This window comes from Streptomyces sp. NPDC055013 (assembly GCF_053608645.1).
In genome coordinates this window covers 316483-340868 of the sequence record NZ_JBSGVW010000001.1, presented here as the reverse complement: position 1 = coordinate 340868, position 24386 = coordinate 316483, and the positions used below count along the sequence as shown (strand labels likewise).

Here is a 24386-nt window from a genome sequence, read left to right as displayed (position 1 = left end):
CTCAGTCGTCGTAGTGGACCCAGTAGCGGCTGGCGATGAAGTTGACCGCCGTGAAGAGTGCGATGACCAGGAACAGCACCCAGGCCAGCGCGGAGGCGTACCCCATCTGAAGGTCCGTGAAGCCCTTCTTGTACAGGTACAGGGAGTACAGCATGGTCGAGTTGAGCGGTCCGCCGGAGCCGTTGCTGATCACGAACGCGGGCGTGAACGTCTTGAACGCGTCGATGATCTGAAGGACCACGTTGAAGAAGACGATCGGAGTGAGCAGCGGCAGGGTGATCTTGAAGAACCGGGTGACGGCGCCGGCGCCGTCGATCGCGGCCGCCTCGAACACGTCCTTCGGCAGCTGCTTCAGCCCGGCGAGGAAGATCACCATCGGCGTGCCGAACTGCCAGACGGCCAGCAGGACGAGCGTGTAGAGCGCGGTGTCCGGGCTGGAGATCCAGTCCTGGCCGGTGTTGAGCCCGAACCAGCCCAGGAAGTCGTTGAACAGGCCGTCGCCGCCGAAGACCTGCCGCCACACGATGGCGATGGCCACGGCCCCGCCGAGCAGGGACGGCAGGTAGAAGGCGGCCCGGTACAGGCCGATGCCCTTGAGATCGCGGTTGAGCAGCATCGCCACCGCGAGGGCGAGTGCCAGCTTCAGGGGCACGGAGACGACGACGTACACGAGGGTGGCGTGCACCGAGTCCCAGAAGACCGGGTCGTCGGTGAACATCCGGTCGTAGTTGTCCATGCCGACCCACTGCGCGGGCGTCAGCAGGTCGAAGTTGGTGAACGACAGGTACAGCGAGTCGAGCATCGGGTAGATCGTCAGCCCGAACAGGCCCACGAACCAGGGGGCCAGGAAGAGGTACGGCCACCATCCCCCGCCCCGCCGTCTGGCGAGCCGGCGGCGCATACGGTCACGCTCCCGCTGGTCGGACGGGGTCGCGGGAACCGACGGCTCCTTGACGACCTCGCCGGTCTGCGCGGTGGTCATACTCATGTCTCCCTGGCCCTCTCCCGGTATTTCAGTTGGGGCGGTGCGTCTCGATGCCCCGGTTCACTGCCACGCCCCCAAGGGGCGCGGGTCCGTATCGATGTGCGGCTCCGCCGCGTGGGCGCGACCAGCCACGACGAAACCGCAGACGAACGACGGCATTCCGCGGCACTTGCGTCCTCGGCAGCCTCAGTGGAGCTAGCCCCCCAGAATCCCCGCGGCCTGGTCGAAGAACTCGGAGAGCTGCCCCTTGATCGACTTCTTGCCGAAGGCCACCGCGAGGTTCGACTGGAACAGCAGGTCCCAGATCTGGTCGGCCCCCTGCGGCGGCGGCACCGGCGCGGGCAGGGCGTTGGACGCCTTGGAGACACGCTGGGAGATGTAGTCCGCGTTCTCCATGTTCAGCTTGTCCGTCTCGGTCAGGCCCGAGGCGATCAGGTTGCGGGCCTTCTCGGTCGGCGGGATGCCGCGGAACAGCTGCATGTCCTTGATCGCCGTATCGTCCTGGGCGAAGAAGTTCATGATCTTCACCGAGTCGGCGACCTTCTTGCTGGCCTTGGTCGCGCACAGCAGCACGCCGCCGTTGACGAAGTTGCCCTCGCGGGCACCGGAGAAGTCGCCCTGCGGGGTCGGCAGGAAGTCCAGCTGGGCGTCGGTGATGGAACCGCCCGCGCCGTAGACGCCGGAGTCGAAGGTGAACAGCGCCTTGCCGATGACGACCGCGTTCTTGGTGAGGTCGTTGTGCGCGGCGGAGGTGATCGCCGGAGGCGGGGACGCGTTCGTCTTGCGCATCTCGGCCCAGTACTCCCACCACTCCTGGAGGGTGTCGGAGGTGAAGCCGAGCTTCTTGCCGTCGTCCGAGAAGAAGGTCTGCCCCTTCTCGCGGGCGAACACCTCGAAGCACTGGAGGGTGGAGCCGCCGCCGTCGTCGACGCCGTACGTCTTGCCGCCGCTCTTCTTGTACACGTCCTGGGCGACCTTCTTCAGGTCGGCCCAGGTCCACTCGCGCTCGGGCAGCTTCAGACCGAGCTTCTCCAGGCCGCTGCGGTTGACGGTGAGCTGGTTGACGCCGATGCCGGACGGAACGCCGTACAGCTTGCCGTCCACGGTGCCGGCGGCGAGGAGCGTCTTGGAGAAGCCCGTCAGGTCGAGGGCCTTGCCGACGTAGGAGTCGAGCGGGGCGAGGACGCCCTTGCGCGCGTACTGCGCCACCAGGGCGGTGTCCATCTGGAGCAGGTCCGGGGCGCTGCCGCCGGCGATGTTGGTGTTGAACTTGTCGAAGTAGCCGTCGTAGCCCTGGTAGGTCTCGCGGATCTTGATCTTCGAGTTCTGCTTCTGGAAGTAGGCGAGCGACTTCTTGTAGGCGTTGTGCCGGTCGTCGCTGCCCCACCACGTCATGGTCAGGTCGCTGCTGGTGCTGCCGGCGCCCGTGCCGCCGGCGCATGCGCTGAGCGAGCTGCCGAGCGCGCCGGCGACGGCCAGTCCGCTCGCGGTGCGGAAGAGGGTTCTGCGCGAGATCTGGTGACCCACCGGGTCCTCCCTGGATGTGCGTGACGGATTGCCCGGCCGGTCAGCGCGGCTCGGATCCTTCTGTGGATGGCGCCCTACGGCCCGCGACCTCGCCCGGTCGTTCCGCCGTGTCGGACGAGGTCCACGGCCGTCGTCCTGGCCGTGACCGTACGAGCACGCCCTCGCACGGCTCGCCGTACGCGATGTACGGCGGAGTACCTCGTCCCGAGCCGGGTCCCGCCGGCTCAGAAAGCGCTTGTCCGGACATTGGCAGAAGCGGGCGGAGTCCGTCAATGCTTCGCCTGGACCGCCGCGGTCACGGTTTGGATTCCACGGGCGACGGCGAGGCGGGTGGCTCCGACCACGGTGCCGCTGTCGCCGAGCGCGCTGCTGACGACCTCGGTGGGCCAGCTCAGCCGGCCGAGCTCGGCCCGAACACCCGGCACGAGCTGCGGGTTCGAGCCGACGGCACCGCCGAGCACGATCAGCCCGGGGTCGAGGACGGCGGCCACTGCGGCGGCCAGCCGGCCGATGTCGGCGGCGTGCCCGGCGACCGCGGCAGCGGCCGTGCCATGGCCCGTCCCGGCGAGGGCGAACAGCTGCTCGGCGGTCTCGGGGCACGGCTCGCCGTCGTCCTGCCACGCCTCGGCCGTCCGGCGCAGCAGGGAACGTACGCCCATGCGGTCCTCCAGCGCCTCGTGGCGCGGCTCGCGGCCCTCGTCCCACGGGTACGGCAGCCGGGCCACCTCACCGGCGGCCCCGTTCGCGCCGCGCAGCACCTGGCCTCCTACGACGATGCCGAGACCGATGCCCACGCCGATGCGCAGATATCCGAACGTGCTACGGCCCCGGGCCGCGCCCTCGTGCAGTTCGGCGAGGGCGGCGCAGTTGACGTTGTTCTCCAGGTGGACGGGTATGCCCGGTGGCAGTGCGACGGCCATGGCGTCGAAGACAGGGCCGGCCTTCGCGGTCGCGGGCCGCATCCCGCTGCCGTCCCGGTCCCGGGTCGTCACATCACCGACCGCGACGACGACGGCGCGCAGCGGGGCGTCGTCGGGCAGTGCGTCGAGGACCTCGCGCACGGTGCCGGCGGCGTCGTCGCGGGAGCCGGCGCACTCGGCGAGCAGGGTGCCGTCGAGGGCGCAGCCCCGCACCTGGGTCCGGGCGGGGCCGAGGTCGACGGCGAGCACGGCGCCGGCGGCGGGCCCGAGCCGGTAGACGGCGGCGGAGCGGCCGGTGGCTCCGGAGGCGGTGCCGGAGTGGGCGGCGAGGTCGGCGGCCTCCAGTTCGGCCACGGCGGCGGAGACGGTCGGCTTGGACAGGCCCGCACCGGCCGCCAGCTGGGGACGGGTGGCGGTGCCCGCCCCGGCCAGCACCGCGAACACCGCACGCGCGCTCTCGCTCAGGTCCATGGTCTCCCCTGGTCGTGCTGCGGCGGCCGGAACCGCCGAAATGATCGTTCGGCAACGGGAATTCCGCGCCTCTTGACGCACCCTACTTCGTTAGTTAACTTCCTAACGAACTGGTGCGGTACTCGCCTGCCGCACCCGGCAACGAAGCCCGTCCCGGGGCTTCCCTACGCTCAACGGCGCGGATCCACGCCGCTCATCGCGACGTCTCCGCACGCCCAGGCACGGTTCGCCCACCGTCGCAGCCACCGCGCAACGACGAAAGAGGATCCGTGCAGGACACTCCCCACTCGCCTCCTCTCGTGGTCGGTATCGACGTGGGCGGCACCAAGACGCATCTGCGCGCACACGCGGGGGACGTCATGGTCGCCGATCACGTCCGCACGAGCAGCGGCTGGCGGCCGCACGACCCGGTCGCCGCCGCCGGCTGGCTGGCCACGCTGATCGCCGACACCCTGCCGGCCGGCGGGCGCCCCTCGGCCCTCACGGTCGGCGGGCACGCCTGCGAGACACCCCGCCAGTGCGGCCAGATCCGTACCGCGCTCCAACTCCACTTCGACGCACCCGCGTCGGTGGTGGGCGACGCCGAACTGATCGTCCCTGCCGCCGGGTTGGACAAGGGGGTCGGGCTGGTCGCCGGCACCGGGTCCGTCGCGGTCGGCCGGCTGACCGACGGCAGTGCGGTCCAGGTCGGCGGCTGGGGCGCGGTCCTCGGCGACGAGGGCGGCTCGGCGGGTCTCGTCCGCGAGGCCGTACGGGCCGTGTGGGCGGCGCACGATCTCGGCGACGAGCCCGACGCACTGGCGCGCGGGCTCGTCGACGCGTTCGACGTCGCCGAAGTGCCCGCCCTCGGCGCGGCGTTGGAGAGCGCCGAGAGCCCCTCCGCTCAGTGGGGCCGGCACGCGCCGGTGGTGTTCGCGGCCGCCCTGGCCGGTTCACCGCTCGCCCCTGCGGTGATCGACGAGGGCGGCCGGTCGCTGGCCGCGCTGGTCGGCCGACTCGCCTCGCGCGGAGTCCCGGTGGACGACGTCGTGGTCGCCGGCAGCACCATCCTCGCCCAGCCCGTCCTGTACGACGCCTTCACCACCGCGCTCGCCGAGAGCGTGCCGGGGGCCCGGCCGTCGCGCCTGGAAGTGCCGCCGGTCGAGGGCGCCTTGGCGCTCGCCCGTTCACTTGTGTGACAACTGCCGGACTCCGCACCCTCCCGAGTCCGACACAAATCGCCCGTAGATCTTCGCTCGTAAGACTCGATCCCCCTGCGTTTCGTGCGTCTCATGTGCACCAGACGGTCGAGTCGATCATTTCGATCTCCTCCCGGCCGTTCGGGCCGATGAACTCGAGAGAGGCACCATGCCGGCACCCGTCGGGCACCACGCCACCCCGCCCCCCAATAGAAGGCGCTTTCTCCTGACTTCCGCCGGTGGCGGTGCGGCCCTGCTGGCCGTCCCTGCCCTCGCCGGCTGGCTCCCCGCCGCGGACGCCAAGTCCGCCGCGAAGGCGGCCGCGTTCGTCGACGACTACAAGACCAACGTGGTCGCGAACCTGACGCCCGAGACCAATGCGGTCGTCCGCGTTCTCGGCGGCTTCGCGAGGATATGGAAGACGGGCGGCGCCTGGAACAGCGGCACGCCGCTCATGCGCGACCTGCTGCGCGCCAACATGCGCTACAGCGTCCGGATCACCGCCGCGCGCACGGACGCTCAGGCGAAGGAATCGTTCATCATCGACCGTCAGCACCAGAGCTACTCGGTGATCGCCGGTCTCGGTCCGCTGGCCGACCTCTACAAGTCGGGCGCCAAGGCGGTCACATCGATCACCAGCGCTCCGGACGGCACTCCCTCGGGGAAGATCAGCGACGCCGTGCCCGCGGACGCCCCGGCAGGTTCCGCGATCGGCGCGGGATCGTACGACTCGGAGCTCGGCCAGGTGGCCAAGCTGGTCGACACCGTGCGCGGCCCCTTCGCCTCCGGCAACCCGGCCAAGTTCGCCTTCCAGTACCCGCGTCCGTGGCGGATGAACGAGGACAGCGAGGTCGTCGACACCGGCAGGAAGGACGAGTTCGGCTTTCCCGTCTACGAGTCGAAGGTGGTCGTCGCCCCGCAGCTGCTGCGCCAGCGCGGCGAGAGTGCGACCGAGGACGGCGGCTTCCCCAGCGGGCACACCAACGCCCTGCACCTGGCGGCCCTCGCGTACGCCTACGCCGTGCCCGAGCGCTTCCAGGAGCTGGTGACCCGCGCCTTCGAGCTCAGCCACACCCGCATCGTGGCGGGCATGCACTCCACGGTCGACGTCCTCGGCGGCCGCATCATGGCCACCGCCCTGGCCGCCGCAGCCCTCACCGACCCGGCCAACGCCGAGCTCAAGGCCGCCGCCCGCGCCCAGGCCCTCGCGTACTTCGAGCAGCGGACCGGCACGACGGCCGGCACCCTCAACGCGTACGCCCACTCGGCCGACCGCGCCACCGACCCCTACGCCGACCGTGACGCCAACGCCCGCACGGTCGAGCCGAAGCTGACCTACGTGCTGACCCGGCGCGGTCGCGACGAGCCGCCGGCCGTGCCGAAGGGCGCGGAGGTGCTGCTGGAGACGCGGCAGCCGTACTTGACCGCGGCCCAGCGCCGCGAGGTGCTGCGCACGACCGCACTGCCCGGTGGATACGTCCTTCTCGACGGCTTCGAGCAGTGGGGACGGCTCGACCTGTTCACCGCTGCTGACGGTTACGGCGCTTTCGACGCCGACGTGACCGTGACGCTCGACGCGGCGGCCGGGGGCTTCGGCGCGGCGGACAGCTGGCGCAACGACATCCGCGGCGACGGTGGTCTGACCAAGCGCGGCACCGGCACGCTCATACTGACCGGGCACAACCGGTACCAGGGCGGCACGGTGGTCGAGGACGGCGTGCTGGTCGCCGCTTCCGCCAACGCCCTCGGAGAGGGCGACGTGCGGGTGAAGCGCGGCACGCTCCGCGCGGACAAGGTGCTACGGGTGCGCGGCTCGTACGTCCAGGACGGCGATTGCGTCCTGGAACTGCTGGTCCGCAAGAACCACGGCCCGGCGCTCGAAGTGTCCCGCCGGGTCACCCTGGGCCGGGGCAGCATCCTGTCGCTGCGCCTCGACGCGGAACGTCCGCCGGTCGCAGGCACCACGGTGCCCGTCATCGAGGCGTCACAGCTGCGCGGACAGTTCGACCGCGTGGAGCTGAACTCCCGCACGCTGCGAGCCGTACCCGTCTACACGACGGACGGTCTGTCGGTACGACTCCTCAAGCGGTAACGCCGTCCCCGGGCGGGAGCTGGTGCAGAGTGGGCCCATGGGCCGGCTCCGGATCAGCTCCCGACGCCGCGGGGTCGACGGCTCCGCGGTGCGGAAGATGGCGCTCGAACAGCACTCGGTCCCTGCCTCGGCCCCGGAGGCGCTCTCCGGCGTGCCCGACCGTTCCGCCGGTTCCGACGCCTCCGTCGTGCAGCCTTCGCGGCTGTCCGGCAGGCGCCGGCTCGTGCCGCTCCTCGTGGTCCTGCTGCTCGGCCAGATGGCCGTCGCCATGGTGACGGCGGCGGTGCAGCAGACTCCGACGATCGACGAGCCCGTGTATGTGGGCACGGCGGCGGAGTACCTGCACGAGCACCGACTGATCCACAACCCCGAGCATCCGCCGCTCGGAAAACTGATCATCGCCGTCGGGGTGGCGGCGGCCGATCCACAGGTCGACCGCTCCTTCACCGGCGATCAGGGCCAGTTGGGGCGGCATCTGCTGTACGAGTCGGGCAACGATCCATGGCGGCTGATGCTGTTCGCCCGGCTCCCTGTGATCGTTTTGACGCTTTCGTTCGGGTTGATCGTCTTCGCCTTCGCCCGTGAACTGGCCGGTGGTGCGGGCGGTTTGGTGGCACTCGGTCTGTACGCCTTCTCCCCCGACCTCGTCGCGCACGGGTCGCTGGCCACACTGGACGTTCCGGCGGCCGGGTTCGTGCTGACGTCGGTCTGGCTGCTGTGGCGGGCCCGACGCCGACCGCGCTGGTACGTGCCGCTGGCCGGGGTGGCCCTCGGCGCGGCGCTGGCCACGAAGATGAGCACCCTGGCTGCGGTCCCGGTGCTCCTGGCGCTCACGGGGCTGTCGGTCTGGTGCGCGAAGTCGCCCTCGGAGTCCCGCCGACGGGTGCTCGGCCGTGCCGCCGTGAGCGCCGGGGTCGTGGCGGTGGCCGCCATCGCGGTCGTATGGGTCTCGTATCTGGTGGTCGACCCACGGCTGCGCTGGACGCCGCAGCAGCCTGTCCCCGTCGTGCACGGGCTGCGCGATCTCGTCATCGATCTGCTGCCGTTCCCGGAGGCCTACGGCGACGGGATGCGGGTCCAGTTCGGCTTCGAGGAGTACCCGTGGCAGGGCTTCCTCTTCGGCCGGCTCTACACCGGCTCGCTCTGGTACTACCTGCCGGCCGCGCTGCTGGTGAAGACGCCGCTCGGCATGCTCGTCCTGTGGGCGGCGGGTGTCGTGGCGGTGGTGGCCGTACGGCGGCTGCGTCCGGCGGCGCCCTATCTGCTGGTGCCGGCCGCCGTGCTGCTTGTCGCGGCGATGCTCGGGTCACGGGACTTCGGCACGCGTTACGCCGTCTTCGTGCCGATGTTCCTGGCGGTGGCGGCGGGTTGTGTGCTCACGCTGCGGTGGCGGTGGGCGCCGGTCGCGGTGGGGGCGCTGGTGGCGTTCGTCGCGGTCAGCTCGCTGCGGACATACCCGTACTACCTGCCCTACTCCAACGAGGCGTTCGGCGGTCCGGCGAAGACCCATCTGCGGCTGCACGACTCGAACGTGGACTGGGGCCAGGACCTGGGCCGGCTCGCGGACCGGCTGGACGAGCGGTATCGGGGCGAACGGATCTGGCTGGTGTACAAGGGCAGCGGAGTGCCGTCCTTCTACGGCATCCAGGCCGGCGATCCGCGCAAGGTACCCGCCCGTGAGGTGCGCGGACTGCTGGTCGTGTCGGACTCCTCGGTGGCCAAGGCGACCGGCCGACTGGCCGAATTGATCGACAGCAGTCGCCCGATCGATACGGTCGGCCATTCGATCACCATCTATCGTCGGTGAGCGCGGGCCTCATACCAGCCCAGGTCACCACAGTGTGTGAGCTATGTTGAAGCACTGTGGAAGACAATGGAGCCGCCTCCCTGCCATCGCCGCAGCAGGCACGCGCACAGGCATCCGCGATCACCTCGGGCAAGTCCGCCGGCGAAGCGGAGGCGTCCCCGACTTCCCAGCTCAGGACACTCTTCGATCAGCCCCGGCTGTCCCCCGGGCAGCGGCGCATCGCCCAGTATCTGATCGAGCACATCACCGAAGCGGCGTTCCTTTCGATCACCGATCTCGCCGAGCGCGTCGGTGTCAGCCAGCCGTCGGTGACGCGCTTCGCCGCGGCGGTGGGCTTCAGCGGTTACCCCGCGCTACGGGAGAAGCTCCAGTCGATCGCGCTCGGCCATCTCGCCGGGGGCCCCGCGGCCGAGGAGAACGGCGCGAACGAACTGCAGTCCGCCGTGGACGCCGAGATCGAGAACCTCGAGAACCTGCGGCGCGACTTCGGCGACCCCGACCAGGTCATCGACATCGGCCGCAAACTGTCCCGGTCGACCCCGCTGACCATCCTCGGACTGCGCATCTCGGCGTCCCTTGCCGAGTACTTCGCCTACGCGGCGCGCCGCGTCCACCCCGATGTGCGGCTGGTGACCCGGGGCGGCAGCGTCGCCTACGACGCGCTGCTGCAGTCGCGCGAGGCGGGCGGCACCTGGGTGCTGGCGTTCTCCATGCCCCGGCACGCCCAGGAGACCCTGACGGCCGTACGGGTCGCGCGCAGCGCCGGACTGAAGGTCGCACTGATCACCGACCTGGCGCTCGGGCCGGTGGCCGACAACGCCGACGTCGTCTTCGCCACCGGCACCGGCTCACGGCTGGTCTTCGACTCCTACGCCGCACCCGGCGTGATGGCCGCCGCGCTGCTGCAGGCCATGACCGACGCCGACCCGGAGCGGACGCAGGCGCGGCTCGAGGACTACGAGCACATCTCCGACCAGCACCAGTTCTTCCTCCGGGACTGATCCCGCCCCACTTCGCTCGTACCGCACCACAGGGGGACCATTCACTTCAAATCACGCATGAATGTTTTCATACGTCTTGCAAAGCGGACGGCATATATAAATACTTCACACGCACCATCCGCCCGCAGAGAGCAGCCGGTCCGTTCATGCGCACGTCACCCCATCCGTCGTGCGATTGCCGTCTGCCCTTCCGGGCTCCTCAACGAACACCCGTTGCCGCCGTCTCCTACCCGCGTCGGCGCGCGGGCTGTTCGGTCGGGCATCGCCTGCGCGAGCGCCCGTGGCGGCGGCCCCGGTCATCCCCTAGGCCGGGGCCGCCCCGACCACGTCGAACACCCCGGACGACGCCGCACACCCGGAAGCGATGATCATGCCTCTGACGACCACGCGCATCACCCCGGACTGGCCGTGCCAGGTCAAGACCCCCGGTTCCTACGACTGGGAACGCTCGGCGGCCAAGTGGCTGCGTGAGCTGGTGCCGGCCCGCTACGCCAGCTACCCGGCCCTGATCCGTCACCCCGTGCTGCTCGCCCGCCATGCGCAGATCCAGGTCCAGAACGAGATCCGGGTCGCGCGCACCGCACTGCAGACCGCCCGGGCCGACCTGCCCGCCCTCGGCATGCCGGAATCGGTCATCGAACACACCATCAAGCTGTACGCGGCTGAGGTCATGCAGCTGCAGCACATCGCCCGCAGCGTGCGTGCGGTGTCGCAGGCGCTGGTCGATCACGGGCGCTGACCGGCCGCGCCGCACTCGACCCGAGGCGCGCGGCCGTGCGGGGGCGTCAGGAAGCATCCGCCGTCGCCGCGCAGGTGACCTCCGCGGACGGGGCTCCGGACGCCGAGGTGTCCGCGATGAAGCCGAACTTGACGCTCGCGCCGGGCGCCAGCTTCCCGTTCCATGACGCGTTGGCGACGGTGGCTGTGCCGTCCCCGGTCGTGGTGAGGGTGCCGTCCCAGACCTGGGTGAGGCGGGCGCCGTCGGCCGGTACGACCGTCGCGGTCCAGCCGCCGGCCGAGGACGCGGGCGCGCCGGTCACCGTGACCTCGCCCTGATAGCCGCCCTGCCAGCTGCTGACTGTCCGGAAGGACGCGCTGCAGGCGGGAGGGTCACCGGGCCCGTCGGCGCCGGGTGCGCCGCCCGTGCCGGGGGCGGCCCGGGTGGGTGCGGCCGACGCGGAGGCTGTGGCGGACGGAGCCGGATCCTTCGCCGCCGCCGCACCGTCGTCGCGGCCGGAGAGCAGGAGAGCTCCGCCGAAACCGATGACCGCGGCGGCCGTCACGGCGACAGCGACGGCCGCGCGGCGAAACCCCGGGCCTGACGCGTCCGGGCCGGGCACGTCCGGGCCGGGGCGGACGGCACTGCCGCGCGGTGCGATCCTCGTGTCCCCGGCGACGGCCGGGAGTTCCTGTGTCGCGTCCTCGGCGCCGGGCAGGGAACCGGGCACGACGACGGTCTCGTAGCCGTTCCTTTCCTGCTCCAACTCCTTGAACAACTCGGCGAGGGCGTCGGTGCGACGTGGGCGCAGGACGTGGATCGGTTCCAGGGCCGGGTCTTCGTCGGGCTGCGCGGGGTCGGGCCGTGTGGGCACGCCGCTCTCCTTCCGTCCCGTTTTCACGGGAGTCGCCAATCCCCGAGGAGTGATACGGGGTTGCCGTCCCGCCGGTTCAGCGGAGAGCCCCACCGGCGGGACGGAGGGCGCCTACCACCTCGCGCCGGTTCACGCTCCCCTCTCTCCATCTCTCCATCTCTCCATCTCTCCATCTCTCCATCTCTCCATCTCTCCATCTCTCCATCTCTCCATCTCTCCAAATGATCGATACGATCAATTCGGTATTCACTATTGAGCGTTTGAACGTTCCCCTGCTAGAAAGCGCCGTCATGACGACTCGTTGGTCACGTCGCGGCTTTCTGGCCGCAAGCACCGGCACCGCTGTCGCGCTCGGCCTGTCCGTCCAGGCGAGCGCCGCGCCTCCGTCCGCCGAACCGGCCGCGGAGGTTGACGAGTTCACCACACTGCGGGCGAAGTGGCGCTCGCTCATTCTGGGCGAGGGGTTCAGCCCCACCTCGGAACCGTTCAAGAGCCGGCTCGCCGAACTCGGCAGCACTGGGGGCCAGTTGCGGTCCTCCATGGCCCCGGCGGCCGGCTCGCTCTGGCCGGATCTGGTGTACGCCGATCCGGAGCCCGACACCGATCAGGAGTCGTACGGCTACTCCGGCAACATGAACACCAGCTACAACCGGCTCAACACGCTCGCCCAGGCGTACTCCCAGCAGGGCACGGGTCTGACCGGCAACACCGGGCTCAGGGACGCGATCCTCACCGGCCTCGATCACCTCCACTCGGAGGTCTACAACGCGAGCCAGACCCGCTACGGCAACTGGTACAGCTGGCAGATCGGTGCTCCGCAGGCGCTGCTCGACGTCTGCGTGCTGATGTACGACCACCTGGCGGGGGACCGGATCGCCGACTACCTCGCCGCGGTGGACCACTTCGTGCCCGACTCGGCGGTCGCCCATTACACCGGCACCAGTACCGGCGCCAATCGCGTGGATCTGTGCCGGGTGCTGGCGCTGCGCGGGATCGTCGGTGCGAACTCCGCCAAGGTCGCGCTGGCGCGGGACGCCCTCTCCCCCGTCTTCCCCTACGTGACCAGTGGCGACGGGCTCTACACCGACGGATCGTTCATCCAGCACACCACGGTGCCGTACACCGGCTCGTACGGCTCGGTGCTGCTCGGCGGGCTCGGGTCGCTGTTCGCGCTGCTGGCCGGGTCGAGTTGGGAGGTCACCGACGCGAACCGGCAGATCGTGTTCGACGCGGTGGAGCGGGCGTGGGCGCCGTTCCTCTACAACGGGCTGGTGATGGACAGCGTGTCCGGGCGAGCGATCAGCCGGGGGCTGTCCGCGTCCGACACGAAACAGATCCAGCAGGACGATCACCTCAGGGGTCATCCGATCCTCGCGTCGATCGTTCTGCTCGGTCAGGGAGCGAGTGCCACGGAGAACGCTCGCTGGCGCGGTCTGGTCAAGGGATGGCTGCAGCGCGACTACTACAGCCCGCCCATGAGCAATCAGACGATCGGGCTCACCGCTCTGGCCCGCCTCAAGTCGGTCCTGGACGACACCTCGATCACTTCGATCGCCGAGCCGACCGGCCACCGGCTGTTTGCCAACATGGCCCGGGCCACGCACCGCAGACCCGGCTGGGCCGCCTCGCTCAGCATGGCCGACCGGCGGATCACGTACTACGAGACCGGCAACGGAGAGAACCTGCGCGGCTGGCACACCGGCTCCGGGATGCTCTCCTGGTGGGGTGACACCTTCGGCAACGGCCAGTACAGCGACGCGTTCTGGCCCACGGTCGACCCGTACCGGCTGCCCGGCACGACCACGTCGCGCAAAACGCTCGCGGACGCGGCAGGCGGCGACTGGGGTGCTTCCCTGCCCGACGTGAACTGGGTCGGCGGGGCCACCGACGGGCAGCGGGCGGCGATCGGGCAGTACCTGAAGGGCCTCCGGTCCACGCTGCTCGCGAAGAAGTCCTGGTTCTTCCTGGACGACACGGTCGTCTGCCTGGGCGCCGGCATCAAGTGCACCGACGGCCTGGCAGTGGAGACGACGGTCGAGAACCGCAACCTCGGCCCCACGGGCGGCGCCCCCCTCGTCGTCGACGGCACCACCAAGCCCGCCGAATACCCCTGGTCGCAGACGCTCACCGGCGCCACCTGGGCCCACATCGGCGGGCACGGCGGCTATGTGTTCCCCGGCGGCGCGACCGTCAAGGCGCTGCGGGACGCGCGGGACGGTCGATGGAGCGACATCAACAAGGGCGGCTCCACGACGGTCCTCAACCGCAAGTACCTGACCCTGTACGTCGATCACGGCACGAATCCGACCGACGGCCGCTACGCCTATCTGCTCATGCCGGGCGCGACAGCCGCCCAGACCCAGGCCCGCGCCGCCGCCACGACCTGGCTGACCGTCCTCGCCAACACCGACGACCAGCAGGGCGTCGCCGTCCCCTCGCTCGGCTTCACCGGCGTCAACTTCTGGTTCGGCGGCACGGTCGGCCCCCTCGTCGCGAGCAATCCGTGCTGCGTGATGATCAGTGAGAGGTCCGACGGCACGGCGGTCATCTGCGTCAGCGATCCGATGCGGATGCAGACGAGCCTGACGCTCACCTGGAACAGGGCCGTGTCCGCGGTGGTCTCCAAACCGTCCACGGTGACCGCGGCGACGACCGGTTCATCACTAGGGCTCACCTTCGGCGACCTGAGCACGACGAAGGGCGCGACGCAGAGGATCACCGTCCGCGTGGGGTGAGCGCGCGCCCTCGGACCGGTGTGAGCGCGGCCCCGGTCAGCCCTCCGCGGAGAGGAAACGGTGCAGGGACGCCTTCATCGCGATGACGAAGGTGTCCCTGCGCCTGTCGTCCAGGGCGTCCAGGGACAGATAGGGGTTGAGGTCCTCAAGCTCGACCAGCAGCAGTTCGCCGCCCGGCGCCCGGCAGGCGTCGACGCGCTGGATGCCGTGGTCGATGCCGTTCCACTCGATGAAGCGCCGGGCGAACTCCAGGTCGCCGTCGGTGGGCTCGTACGGCTCCAGCTGCCAGCGCCGCTCCGTGTGCGGCGCGTACAGGGCGTACTGGAAGTCGTGGTCGACGAAGTAGAAGGAGACCTCGTAGGCGAAGTCGACGCACGGCTGGATCAGGACGGTCCCGCCGGCCTCCTCACCCACGCCCTCTTCGACCGGGTCCGAAACGATCCTCAGTCCGATCGAGTCGGCGCCGAACTTGGGCTTGACGACATACCGATCGGACTCGGGCAGCAGGTGCAGGTCCTCGCGGCGGTCCACGGTCGGGATGACCGGGTACCCGGCGACGGTCAGGTCGAGCAGGTACTGCTTGCCAGCCATGTCCGCCTTGCCCGACAACGGGTTGTACACCCGCGTCCCCTCGGCGACGGCACGCCGGCGGAACTCGTCGTACGCGTCCTGGTGGCCCAGCACCGGACCGCTGTTGCGGACGACGACCGCGTCGAAGGCGTCCATGAGCGCGGCCGCGTCCCGGGGGTGGCACAGGGCGAGGTCGAAGTCCTCGCGCAGCCGTGAGGTGAGGAAGATGTCCTCGTCGCAGTAGCGCCGCCCGCGTGCCTGGTAGGCCAGGTCGGTGACGTACAGGAGGCGGGGTCGGGCGGGTGGCATGCGGGCTCCTCGGCTGCGGCGGCAGCCGATCGTAAGCGGACCGGCTGGCACCGAACAAACGTCGGGCCGGTCGAGGTCACAGCCCGGCCGCCCACAGTTCCGCCCTCCCGATTCCCTCCAGGCCCTGCCGCACGGTGCGCCGAGGACCGGGGTCGATGGGCGCGTAGGACGGGACCGCGAGCACCCGGCAACCCGCCGCCTCGGCCGCGGCGACGCCCGTGGGCGAGTCCTCGACGGCCAGACAGGCCGCGGGGTCCACCCACAGGGCCCGGGCGGCGGCGAGGTACGGGTCGGCGGCGGGCTTGCTGCGCGGAGTCTCGCCCTCCGCGACCGTCGTACGGAATCTGTCGGCGCCCAGCGTCTTCAGTACGGCGTCCATCACCGGCCGAGACGATGCCGAGACGAGCGCCGTCGGGATGCCCGACTCCTGGAGCAGATCGAGGAGTGCGAGGGCGCCGGGAAGAGGGGCGGCTTCACGCTGGACGGCCGTGAGGAAGCGGGCTTCCAGGTCCGCCGCGAGGGGCTGCGCGTCGTTGTCGCCGGTCAGGGGCAGGAGGCGGGCGGCGGCCTCGCCGGCCGAACGGCCCAGGACGTCGAAGAGCTCGTCGGCGCCGATCCGGGGCACGGCCTCGCGCACCGTGCGCAGCCACAGTGACTCGGTGTCGACGAGCGTGCCGTCCATGTCGAGGAGCACGGCGTGCGGGGCAGCGGCGAAGGGACGGCCGTCGAGGGTCCAGTGCCGGTCCGGGTGCCGGCCGAGGGCGGCGAACACCTGGGCCGCGACATCGGCATGCCGGACCGGGCGCGGCGCCGGGCCGATGCCCGGTCCGGCGGCGACCAGCCATGCCGTGCGCTCCTCGGACGTACGGCCGCCATGGCCGCCGGCGTCGACATGGCCGTGGTCGGTCACGACCAGGAACGTCCACTGCTCGTCGGCGTACGAGGGCCGGGAGCGCACGGCTGCGAGCAGCCGGCCGAGGCGGGCGTCGGCGCGGCGGATCGAGGCCTCGTACTCCTCGCCGCAGCCCAGGAAGTGTGCGGTCTCGTCGGGTGCGCCGAGGTAGACGAACGACGCCACGACATCGTCGGCGGCTTCGGTTCCCGCTACGCCTACGGATGCCGCTTCGGCATCGGCCAGCACGCTTAGCGCCGCCTCGGTGATCTGCTCGTCGCAGTGTTCCCAGGCTTCGGGCGTGTCGGCCGTCGGGGAGATGTACGCCGTTCTGGACGGGGCGCGGAAGAGGGGCCCGCCGTGGTGTGCCTGCATCAGGGGTTGCCAGCCGGCGGCGACGAAGCTGCGGCGGCCGTCCTGGACGGCGAGGCGGGTGGCGAAGTCGGGGAAGACGTCGAGGCGGTTGCCGGTGAAGTCATTGCTCCACACGCCGTGTTTGGCGACCGTGACGCCGGTGACGACGGTCGCCCAGCAGGGGCCGGACATGGTGGGTGTGTCGGCGTCCACCTCGATCGGGGCGAGGAAGCCTTCCGCGGCCAGGGCATCGAGGTGCGGGGTGGGCAGTCGGTTCAGTACGTCCAGGCGTACGCCGTCGATGCCGACGACGAGGACGCGGTGCGCGGCTCGGTGCACGGAAGGTCCCTTCCCTGACTGGTTGTTGGCGGGCTTGACGGGCTTGACTGCATGGACGGGGTGGGCCGGCTTCGCCTGCTCGCTCACGCCGAGCGGGTCAGCTCGTCCGGCGCGACCTCGTACGCGAACGGCACCCCCTGTGCGTACCGCACGACCTCCTCGACGGCCCAGTCGGTCATCCGGCCGAGTTCGTTGCCGAGGGAACCCGCGATGTGCGGGGTCAGCAGCACGTTGGGCAGGGAGTACAGCGGCGAGTCCGCAGGCGGTACCTCGGGTTCGGTGACGTCGAGGACGGCGTGGATACGGCCGGTGACCAGGTGCGCGGTGAGGGCGTCGGTGTCGACGAGGCGGCCGCGGGCGGTGTTGATGAGGGTGGCGCCGTCCTTGAGGAGGGCGATGCGGCGGGCGTCGAACATGTGGTGTGTCTCGGGCAGTTGGGGTGCGTGGACGGAGACCACGTCGCTGCGCCGGACGAGTTCGTCGAGGCCGACCTGCGCGGCGCCGAGGGCGTGCGCCTCCTTCGGGGCCAGGTAGGGGTCGTGGAGGAGGACGTCGAGGTCGAACGGGCGCAGCAGGTCCAGGACCCGGCGGCCGATGCGGGAGGCGCCGACGATGCCGACGGTGCGGTGGTAGTTGCCGTAGCCGTTGTAGTACGGCAACAGGTCGGGCCGGCTTCGGGTGGCTGCGTAGGTACGGGAGGCGTCGAGGACGCGTTTGCCCGCGAAGAGGATGGCGGCGAGGGTGAATTCGGCGACGGGCACGGCGTTGGCGGAGGCGGCAGACGAGACGGCGATGCCGTGGCGCCATACGGCGTCGGTGATGTGGTGCTTGACGGAGCCGGCCGCGTGGACGACCGCGCGCAGTCGGGGCATGCGGTGCAGGGCGTCCTCGGTGAGCGACGGTGCGCCCCAGTGGGTGAAGAGGATTTCGGCGCGGGCGAGTTGGTTGAGGTCGGCGGTGGTGAAGTCGGTGACGGCGGTCGTGGTGTCGACGCGGGCGACGGATTCGAGGCGGTCGAGGGCGTTGCCGGCGAGGAGTTGGCTGTGGATGCCGGCTCCCATGGCCAGCACGGTGTGGGGTCGGCGCAGGCTGTTCAGGAGGGTTCCTTCCGGAGCGGGCGTGGCGGAGGGCGTCGTCACTTCACCGCGCCCGCGGTCAGGCCGGAACGCCAGAAGCGCTGCAGGCAGACGAAGGCGACGATCAGCGGGACGACCGCGACGAGCGAGCCCGTGATGACGAGTGAGTAGAACTCGGGCTGTTGCTGGGTGACGCTGTTCCACATGAACAGCCCCAGGTTGACCGGGTAGAGCTGCTCGTCGTTGAGCATCACGAGGGCGCCGAAGAAGTTGTTCCAGCCGGCGGTGAACGAGAACAGGAAGATCGTCATGAAGCCGGGTGCCAGCATGGGCAGGGCGATGCGGGCGAAGGTGCGCAGTTCGCCGACGCCGTCGACGCGGGCCGCTTCCAGGATCTCGTTCGGGACGTAGCCCTCGGAGAAGACGCGGGCAAGGTAGACGCCGAACGGGTTGACCAGGGCGGGCAGCAGCAGCGCCCAGTAGGTGTTGACGACGCCGGCCTTGGTGGCGAGCAGGTACATCGGCAGCTGGATGACGGTGGTGGGGACGAGGACGCCACCGAGGACCAGTCCGAACAGTTTCTCCTTGCCTCGGAAGTCGTACTTGTCGAAGGCGTAGCCGGTGGCGACGCAGATGAATGTGGAGGCTGCCGAGCCGACGACGGAGTAGAGGATGCTGTTGCCGAACCAGCGCAGGTAGATGCCGTCGTTGAAGGTGAGCACCTGGTGCAGGTTGGTGAGGAGGTTGAAGTCGCCGAAGGCGAACCCGGATGTGGCGAAGAGGTCGCGGTGGTTCTTGGTGGCGGCGAAGAGCAGCCAGGTGACGGGCAGGAGGGTGTAGCCGGCGGCGACGATCAGCAGACCGTTGACCATGCCCTTGGACAGCAGGGTGTTCGGGGTGGTGCGGCGGCGGGTGCCCGCAGGGCGCCGGGGAGCGGCGGAGGGCTCGGCGGTGGGTGTGGGTGTGGTGTCGTGGGTGAGGGTGCTCATGACGTGGCCGCCTTCCACCGGTTGCCGATCCGGGTGACGAGGTAGGACAGGACGACGCCGAGGGCGGCCAGCAGCAGGGACGCGGCGGCGGCCAGACCGTAGTCGTGCTGCACGAATCCGGCCTTCCAGATGAACAGGGTCGGGGACCACTCGGTGTCGATCGAGGGCGCTCCGCGCTGGTTGAGGAGCTTCGGCTCGGTGAAGATCTGGATCGCGCCGACACAGGTGAACAGAACGGTCATGACGATCGCCGAGGCGATCATCGGCACCTTGATCTGCAGCGCGGTGCGCAGTGCGCCGGCACCGTCCACGACGGCCGCTTCGATCACTTCGCGCGGAACGGCCTGCAGGGCGGCGTAGAAGATGACCATGTTGTAGCCCATCCACTGCCAGGCGCTCAGGTTGACCAGCGACGCCAGCACATGATCGTTGGCGTAGAAGTCCCAGGAGCCACCGAGCGCGCCGATCCATTCGAGCACCGGGCTCAGTCCCGGCGTGTACAGATAGATCCAGATGATCGAAGCGATCAGTCCGGGGATCGCGTGCGGCAGGAACAGGGCGAGTTGAAAGAACCGCTTGGCGCGGGCGAGGGCCGAGTCGACCAGGAGGGCCAGGGCGAGGGAGCCGCCGATCATCACGGGGATGTAGAGGGCGCAGTAGAGCGCGATGTGCGCGAACGATGCGCGGAAGCCGGTGTCGGCCAGCGCCTTGGTGTAGTTGCCGAAGCCGGCGAACACCCGCTCGGTGCCGCCGAACCCGAGCCCTGAGGAACGCTCCTGGAACAGGCTCATCCACACGGCGTAGCCGATGGGCGCCACCATGACCACGGCGAACAGCACGAAGAACGGCGTGATGAGCAGGGCGGCCGTACGCCGTTGGCTGCGCAGGAGACGCGAGGTGCTCGTGGACTGGGCGTGCAGCTGGGCCGGGAGCTGCGTCCGGGATCGGGACGGGATGCGGCGGCTCTTGGCCGGCCGGCTGGTGGGGTGGGCTAGGGGTGGGGCCACTGCGGCTCCTTGGTGAGTGGGGCGGGAGAGGCCGGTGGAGGAGGCGCGAGGGCTGAGGGCGAGGCCGGGTGGCGGCGCGGGTCGGCGGGCCGCCGATTCCTTGGGCGGCGAGGCGCCACTGAAACAACCCCGCCGCCACTACTCCGCCGCCCCGCACCGCATCGTCACTGCGCGAGCTTCAGACCCCGTTCGGCGATGCCCGACTCCGCCTTGTGCTGCCCCGCCTCGATGCCCTGTGCGAAGCCGGACTTGGCGGTCTCGTCCTGGATGGCCGTGTAGACGTCCATCTGGTTCGGCCCCCAGGTCCAGCCAGGGACGATGGTGTCGACCTGCTGGGACGCGAGGGCGTAGAGGTTCTGGCCGTTCAGGTACGCGGTGTCGAACCTGGCGGCGGCCACTTCGCGCATCTCGGGGTTGGCCGGCAGGGCGCTGCTGGGTGACTCGAGGTCGGCGAGCCGGGCTTCGACGCCGGCCTTGTTCGTGGTGAGCCAGGCGATGAACTCGGCGGCGGCGTCGGCGTGTTCACTGCCCTTGAGGACGCCGTAGGAGGTGCCGCCGTAGTTGCCGCTGGCGGCGGTGCCCCAGTTGGGCATGGGCGCGGCGGCCCACTTGCCCTTCTGGTCGGGCATGGCGGTCTGCATGCCGCCCGCGGACCAGGAGGCGCCGAGGAAGGAGAGGGTCTTGCCGGAGGTGCGGGCCTTGGTCTCCTCGGGGCTGTAGGCGGTGAAGGACTGCACGAGGTCGTCCTTGATCAAGCCGTCCCAGTAGGCGGCGACCTTGTTGCTCGCCGTGTCGTCGACGGCGGGCTTCCAGGCGTCGCCCTTCGTGTCGAACCACTTCCCGCCCGCCTGCCAGGCCAGTGCGGCCAGCAGCGCGGGGTCGCTTTTCGGCATGGAGGCGAGCCGTGCGTTCTTGTCCTTCTTCTTGACCTTCTCGGCGGCCGTCTTGAACTCGTCCCAGGTCTTGGGGACTTCGATGCCGTACTTCTTGAACAGGTCGGTGCGGTAGTAGTACAGCTGCGGCGCGGCGTCGTAGGGCACGGTCCAGGTCTTGCCGCCGAAGGTCACCAGGTCCTGGATGGATTGTGGGAATTTCGTCTTGACCGTTTCACCGGCGTGCTCGGTCAAATCGATCAGATTGCCCTGGCTGGCGAACTCGGGGACCATCTGGTACTCGATCGTGGCCACATCGGGTGCGTTGCCGGCCTTTACCGAGTTGACGAGCTTGCTGTAGCCCTCGGTGCCGCTCGGTATCTCGGTGAACTCGACCTTGATGTCCTTGTGCGTTCTGTTGAACGCCTCCACGGTCGACTTGGCCCCGAGTGTCCAGGTCCAGTAGGTGAGCGTGACGGGCTTTGCGCCCGCCTCGCTACCGGCCGGGTCACCGTCGCCATCGCCGCTGCCGCCGCAGGCGGTGGCGAGCAGGCCGAGCGCGGTGACGGCGGCGAGAGCGGCGGTCGTGCGGAACGAACGCGTGGTGCGGGGCGAACGTGAAGTGCGTGTCATGGCACGTCTCCTACGAGACCTCGTACGGGCAGAGGCGGTCGCAGGACATCTTTTGTGCACACACGATCAGAGTCAAGAGCGTTCGCGCGAAACAATCAAAACGATCGCAGTTCGCTCATTGGGCGATCGATTCGCCGCCGCAGGATGAGCGGACCCTCAACTCCGGGAGCAAATCCAGGTGTTGACGCGGCCCCGGCTGCCGCCCGCTCCGGCGCTCGGCCAGGCGTTCCAGCAGCAGCTTGGCGGCGAGTTCCCCCACGGAGCGCGTGGGCGGCGCGACCGCGGTGAGCGGCACGTCGGAGAGCCCGGCGACCTCGTCCTCGTACGCGATCAGCGCCAGGTCGTCGGGGACCCGGATGCCGCACCCCTGGAGCCGTGGCACCAGCACGATCGCGTCCTCGTCGCTGTGCACCAGCGCGGCGGTGACGCCACGCTTCTTCACCGCTTCGACGAGATAGTCGACGCTCGCCTCGTAGTCCCCGTGTTCCCGCACGGTCGGGGCGGCGGTCTTGTCCACGTCGAGCCCCAGGGCCTGCACGGCAGCCCGGTAGCCGGCGGTGATCTGGTTGGCGTGCGGACCCTCCTGCAGCACGGCGGTGATCCTGCGGTGGCCGAGGCTCGCGAAGTGACCGACGGCGACCGCGGCGCCGTGGGCCCGGTCCGTGCGCACCCGGTCGAGCACGGCGGCGGGGTTTCCGGGCTGGGCCAGGCGTTCGACCAGGACGGCGGGGACGTCGTGCTCCAGCAGCCACTTCTCCTGACCGTTCTCGGGCACGCCGCCGAACCAGCTGGGCGCGACGAGCAGTCCCTCCGCGCCGCCCGAGAGCAGGTGGTCGGCCTGCACCGAGTCCTCGGTGTCGACATAGCCGGACACTCCCAGCACGAGCCGGCCGCCCTGGGCCGCGACCGCCTCCCGGGCGCCGCGCACGATGTCGGCGAAGATGTAGTTCGTGGTCGGGACGATCATTCCGATCACCGCACCCTCGGCACCCGCCGGCCGTTCGCGCACCTCGGCGGTCGTGTCCCCCGGCCATACGACCGCGCCGTGCAGCCGCTGCACCCGGCCCTGCGCCGCGAGCGCTTCGACGTCGCGCCGCAGGGTGACGGCGGAGACGCCGAGTTCGGCGGCGAGTTCGGCGACGCGGAGGCTGCCCCGCTCCCGGACGAGTTCGAGCACCCGCTCGTGGCGCTGGTCGACGTGCAGTCGCATGGTTCCCCCTGGGGCAAGGCGGTCGAACGATCCCGCGGGCCACGCGGAGCGTGATCCCGAAGCGCTCACTCTACGCCCACAATCGTATCGATCATTTCCGATCAATACGATCATCCCACCGCATTGGCCCTGGCTGGACGGCTGCCCCCATCCCATCGGGGCAACGCCCGCGGACAGCACCCAGTTCCCCCACGCCACTGCACTGAGTGCCATCAACCCAGCTCAGGTGCTACGTTCCCGTCCATGAGCTCCAGCAGTGCGGCATCCGGCCGTGGCGAGAAGGCCGAGAGGGCGGACAAGGGTGGGAAGGCGCAGGCCACGGCCGCCAAGCCCCCCATGCGGGACGCCCTCGTCGCGGCGGCCTTCCAGCTGTTCCTGGAGCGGGGCTACGAGCAGACGACCGTCGACGACATCGTGACGCTCGCGGGCGTCGGGCGGCGGTCGTTCTTCCGCTACTTCCCGTCCAAGGAGGACGTGGTCTTCCCCGACCACGAGCGGTGCCTGACCGACATGACGGCCTTCCTCGCGGCGAGCGGCGACGAGCACGAGCCGGTGCGCCGGGTGTGCGACGCGGCCCGGCTGGTACTGCGCATGTACGCGGAGAACCCCACCTTCTCGGTGCAGCGCTACCGCCTCACCAAAAGGGTGCCCGGACTGCGGGCGTACGAGTTGTCCGTGGTGTGGCGTTACGAGCGGCAGCTGGCCGAGTACCTGCGTGGGCGTTTCGCCGGCCGGCGTGACGGGTGGCTCCAGGCCGACGTGATCGCCGCCGCCGTGGTCGCGGCCCACAACAACGCGCTGCGGTCCTGGCTGCGCTCCGCCGGCCAGGGCGACGCGAGCGCCGAGGTGGACCACGCGCTGGGATATGTGCAGTCGGCCTTCGGCACCGGTCCCGCCCCGCGCCCGGACGGCGACGAACAGGCCGAGGACGTGGTGGTCGTGGTGTCCCGACGCGGTGCGCCGCTGTGGCGGGTCGTCCAGGAGATCGAGACGGCGCTCGGCCCTGGCACATGATCTGCAAGCTCGGCCCGGCCACATGATCCGCGCGCTCGACCCCTTCACATAATTCAGGGTACGCAGTGCCTTTACGGGTGGCACTGAGTGCCATACGCTGAGGCCGTGCACGGTGGCACGGTGAACCGGGCATGTGCGTGCTCGGGTGACCCGCGCACGTGGGATTCCGGCCGAGCGCAGGGAGTTGACCAGCGTGTACCACCACTCAGGAAGCGTTGCTCGCCAGACCGTCGGTTCCGGTGCCGGCGTACTCGACCCCGCGGCCCCCGACAGGGACGCCATCGTCTTCCAGCGCTGCACCTGGTGCGGTACCGCGATGTACCACCGGCTGCTGTGTCCGGTCTGCCAGGGCAGTGACCTGCGGACCGAGCGCAGCGAGGGGGTGGGGACCGTCCGGCATTCCACGGTGGTCCACCGCAACACCCCCGCGGCGCGCAATGTGTCCCTCATAGAGATGGCCGAGGGGTTCGTCGTGCGTGGCCGGGTCATCGGCCCGCCGATCGGCATTCACAGCGGGGACCGGGTGCGGTTGTCCACGGCGAAGGACCCGGTCCGCAGCGAGCCGGTGTTCCAGCTGATCGACGAGCCCTACCGCGCCTGGACCTGACCCGCTCCCCCGACTCCCGCGCACCGGGGCCGGCCCGGGGGCTGCCGACGGTTCTCCTCGCCCGCCCCACCGCGCATGCGACCCGTCGCTCGCGCTGTCATCTCCCGCTGTGCCCAACCTAGTTCGCCGCTGAGGCAAGCGCTCTTCTCTGCCGCCACAGGCAACGCACAAGAACCACCTTCCGTCCTTCCCAGGTGAGGGGCCCG

Annotated in this window: 19 protein-coding genes; 8 read left to right on the top strand and 11 right to left on the bottom strand. The window is 70.2% G+C overall.

Annotated features, from left to right (window positions below; genetic code table 11):
• Position 1 precedes the first annotated feature (1 nt).
• The 3 genes from ACWGDB_RS01460 to ACWGDB_RS01450 form a co-directional block, all read right to left on the bottom strand.
• Complete coding sequence (locus tag ACWGDB_RS01460; RefSeq protein WP_453820745.1) at positions 2-982, bottom strand: carbohydrate ABC transporter permease; 981 nt, start codon at positions 980-982, stop codon at positions 2-4.
• A gap of 198 nt (positions 983-1180) precedes the next feature.
• Entirely contained in the window at positions 1181-2512 is a 1332-nt protein-coding gene (locus ACWGDB_RS01455) for an ABC transporter substrate-binding protein (protein ID WP_453820505.1), read from the bottom strand.
• A 269-nt stretch (positions 2513-2781) separates the two neighbouring features.
• Entirely contained in the window at positions 2782-3903 is a 1122-nt protein-coding gene (locus tag ACWGDB_RS01450) for an ROK family protein (RefSeq protein ID WP_453820504.1), read from the bottom strand.
• Between the two features lie 269 nt (positions 3904-4172).
• Here ACWGDB_RS01450 and ACWGDB_RS01445 point away from each other — a divergent pair, with 269 nt between their 5' ends.
• The 5 genes from ACWGDB_RS01445 (at position 4173) to ACWGDB_RS01425 (ending at position 10720) form a co-directional block, all read left to right on the top strand.
• Positions 4173-5081, top strand: coding sequence for an N-acetylglucosamine kinase (locus tag ACWGDB_RS01445; RefSeq protein ID WP_453820503.1), 909 nt, complete (start codon positions 4173-4175; stop codon positions 5079-5081).
• Between the two features lie 169 nt (positions 5082-5250).
• Positions 5251-7173 (top strand): phosphatase PAP2 family protein, encoded by a 1923-nt coding sequence (locus ACWGDB_RS01440; protein ID WP_453820502.1) that lies wholly within the window; start codon positions 5251-5253, stop codon positions 7171-7173.
• A gap of 37 nt (positions 7174-7210) precedes the next feature.
• On the top strand, positions 7211-8980 hold the full coding sequence (locus ACWGDB_RS01435) for an ArnT family glycosyltransferase (RefSeq protein WP_453820501.1): 1770 nt from the start codon (positions 7211-7213) through the stop codon (positions 8978-8980).
• A gap of 80 nt (positions 8981-9060) precedes the next feature.
• Complete coding sequence (locus ACWGDB_RS01430; protein ID WP_453820744.1) at positions 9061-9981, top strand: MurR/RpiR family transcriptional regulator; 921 nt, start codon at positions 9061-9063, stop codon at positions 9979-9981.
• Between the two features lie 364 nt (positions 9982-10345).
• Complete coding sequence (locus ACWGDB_RS01425) at positions 10346-10720, top strand: hypothetical protein (protein ID WP_369275263.1); 375 nt, start codon at positions 10346-10348, stop codon at positions 10718-10720.
• Positions 10721-10766: 46 nt separating this feature from the next.
• Here ACWGDB_RS01425 and ACWGDB_RS01420 read toward each other — a convergent pair whose 3' ends face one another.
• Positions 10767-11573: a cellulose binding domain-containing protein gene (locus ACWGDB_RS01420; RefSeq protein ID WP_453820500.1), complete on the bottom strand. Its 807-nt coding sequence runs from the start codon at positions 11571-11573 to the stop codon at positions 10767-10769.
• 290 nt (positions 11574-11863) lie between these two features.
• On the opposite strand from ACWGDB_RS01420, the gene ACWGDB_RS01415 reads away from it, so the two are divergent.
• A complete protein-coding gene (locus ACWGDB_RS01415; RefSeq protein ID WP_453820499.1) occupies positions 11864-14308 on the top strand; it encodes a polysaccharide lyase 8 family protein in 2445 nt (814 codons plus the stop codon).
• A 36-nt stretch (positions 14309-14344) separates the two neighbouring features.
• Here ACWGDB_RS01415 and ACWGDB_RS01410 read toward each other — a convergent pair whose 3' ends face one another.
• The 7 genes from ACWGDB_RS01410 to ACWGDB_RS01380 form a co-directional block, all read right to left on the bottom strand.
• A complete protein-coding gene (locus tag ACWGDB_RS01410; protein WP_453820498.1) occupies positions 14345-15187 on the bottom strand; it encodes a hypothetical protein in 843 nt (280 codons plus the stop codon).
• A 76-nt stretch (positions 15188-15263) separates the two neighbouring features.
• Positions 15264-16772 carry an HAD-IA family hydrolase gene (locus ACWGDB_RS01405; protein ID WP_453820743.1) on the bottom strand — a complete coding sequence of 503 codons (1509 nt, stop codon included), beginning with the start codon at positions 16770-16772 and terminating at the stop codon, positions 15264-15266.
• An 83-nt stretch (positions 16773-16855) separates the two neighbouring features.
• Positions 16856-17833 (bottom strand): hydroxyacid dehydrogenase, encoded by a 978-nt coding sequence (locus ACWGDB_RS01400; RefSeq protein WP_453820742.1) that lies wholly within the window; start codon positions 17831-17833, stop codon positions 16856-16858.
• 74 nt (positions 17834-17907) lie between these two features.
• Positions 17908-18837 (bottom strand): carbohydrate ABC transporter permease, encoded by a 930-nt coding sequence (locus ACWGDB_RS01395; protein WP_453820497.1) that lies wholly within the window; start codon positions 18835-18837, stop codon positions 17908-17910.
• Positions 18834-19658: a carbohydrate ABC transporter permease gene (locus tag ACWGDB_RS01390; RefSeq protein ID WP_453820741.1), complete on the bottom strand. Its 825-nt coding sequence runs from the start codon at positions 19656-19658 to the stop codon at positions 18834-18836. Before ACWGDB_RS01390 ends, ACWGDB_RS01395 begins: the two co-directional genes overlap by 4 nt.
• Positions 19659-20008: 350 nt before the next feature.
• Positions 20009-21349: an ABC transporter substrate-binding protein gene (locus ACWGDB_RS01385; RefSeq protein ID WP_453820496.1), complete on the bottom strand. Its 1341-nt coding sequence runs from the start codon at positions 21347-21349 to the stop codon at positions 20009-20011.
• A 115-nt stretch (positions 21350-21464) separates the two neighbouring features.
• Entirely contained in the window at positions 21465-22559 is a 1095-nt protein-coding gene (locus ACWGDB_RS01380; RefSeq protein ID WP_453820495.1) for a substrate-binding domain-containing protein, read from the bottom strand.
• A gap of 336 nt (positions 22560-22895) precedes the next feature.
• Here ACWGDB_RS01380 and ACWGDB_RS01375 point away from each other — a divergent pair, with 336 nt between their 5' ends.
• Together ACWGDB_RS01375 and ACWGDB_RS01370 are read left to right on the top strand one after the other, a co-directional pair.
• Complete coding sequence (locus tag ACWGDB_RS01375) at positions 22896-23573, top strand: TetR family transcriptional regulator (RefSeq protein WP_453820740.1); 678 nt, start codon at positions 22896-22898, stop codon at positions 23571-23573.
• A gap of 193 nt (positions 23574-23766) precedes the next feature.
• Positions 23767-24180 (top strand): Zn-ribbon domain-containing OB-fold protein, encoded by a 414-nt coding sequence (locus ACWGDB_RS01370; protein ID WP_453820739.1) that lies wholly within the window; start codon positions 23767-23769, stop codon positions 24178-24180.
• Positions 24181-24386: the final 206 nt, after the last annotated feature.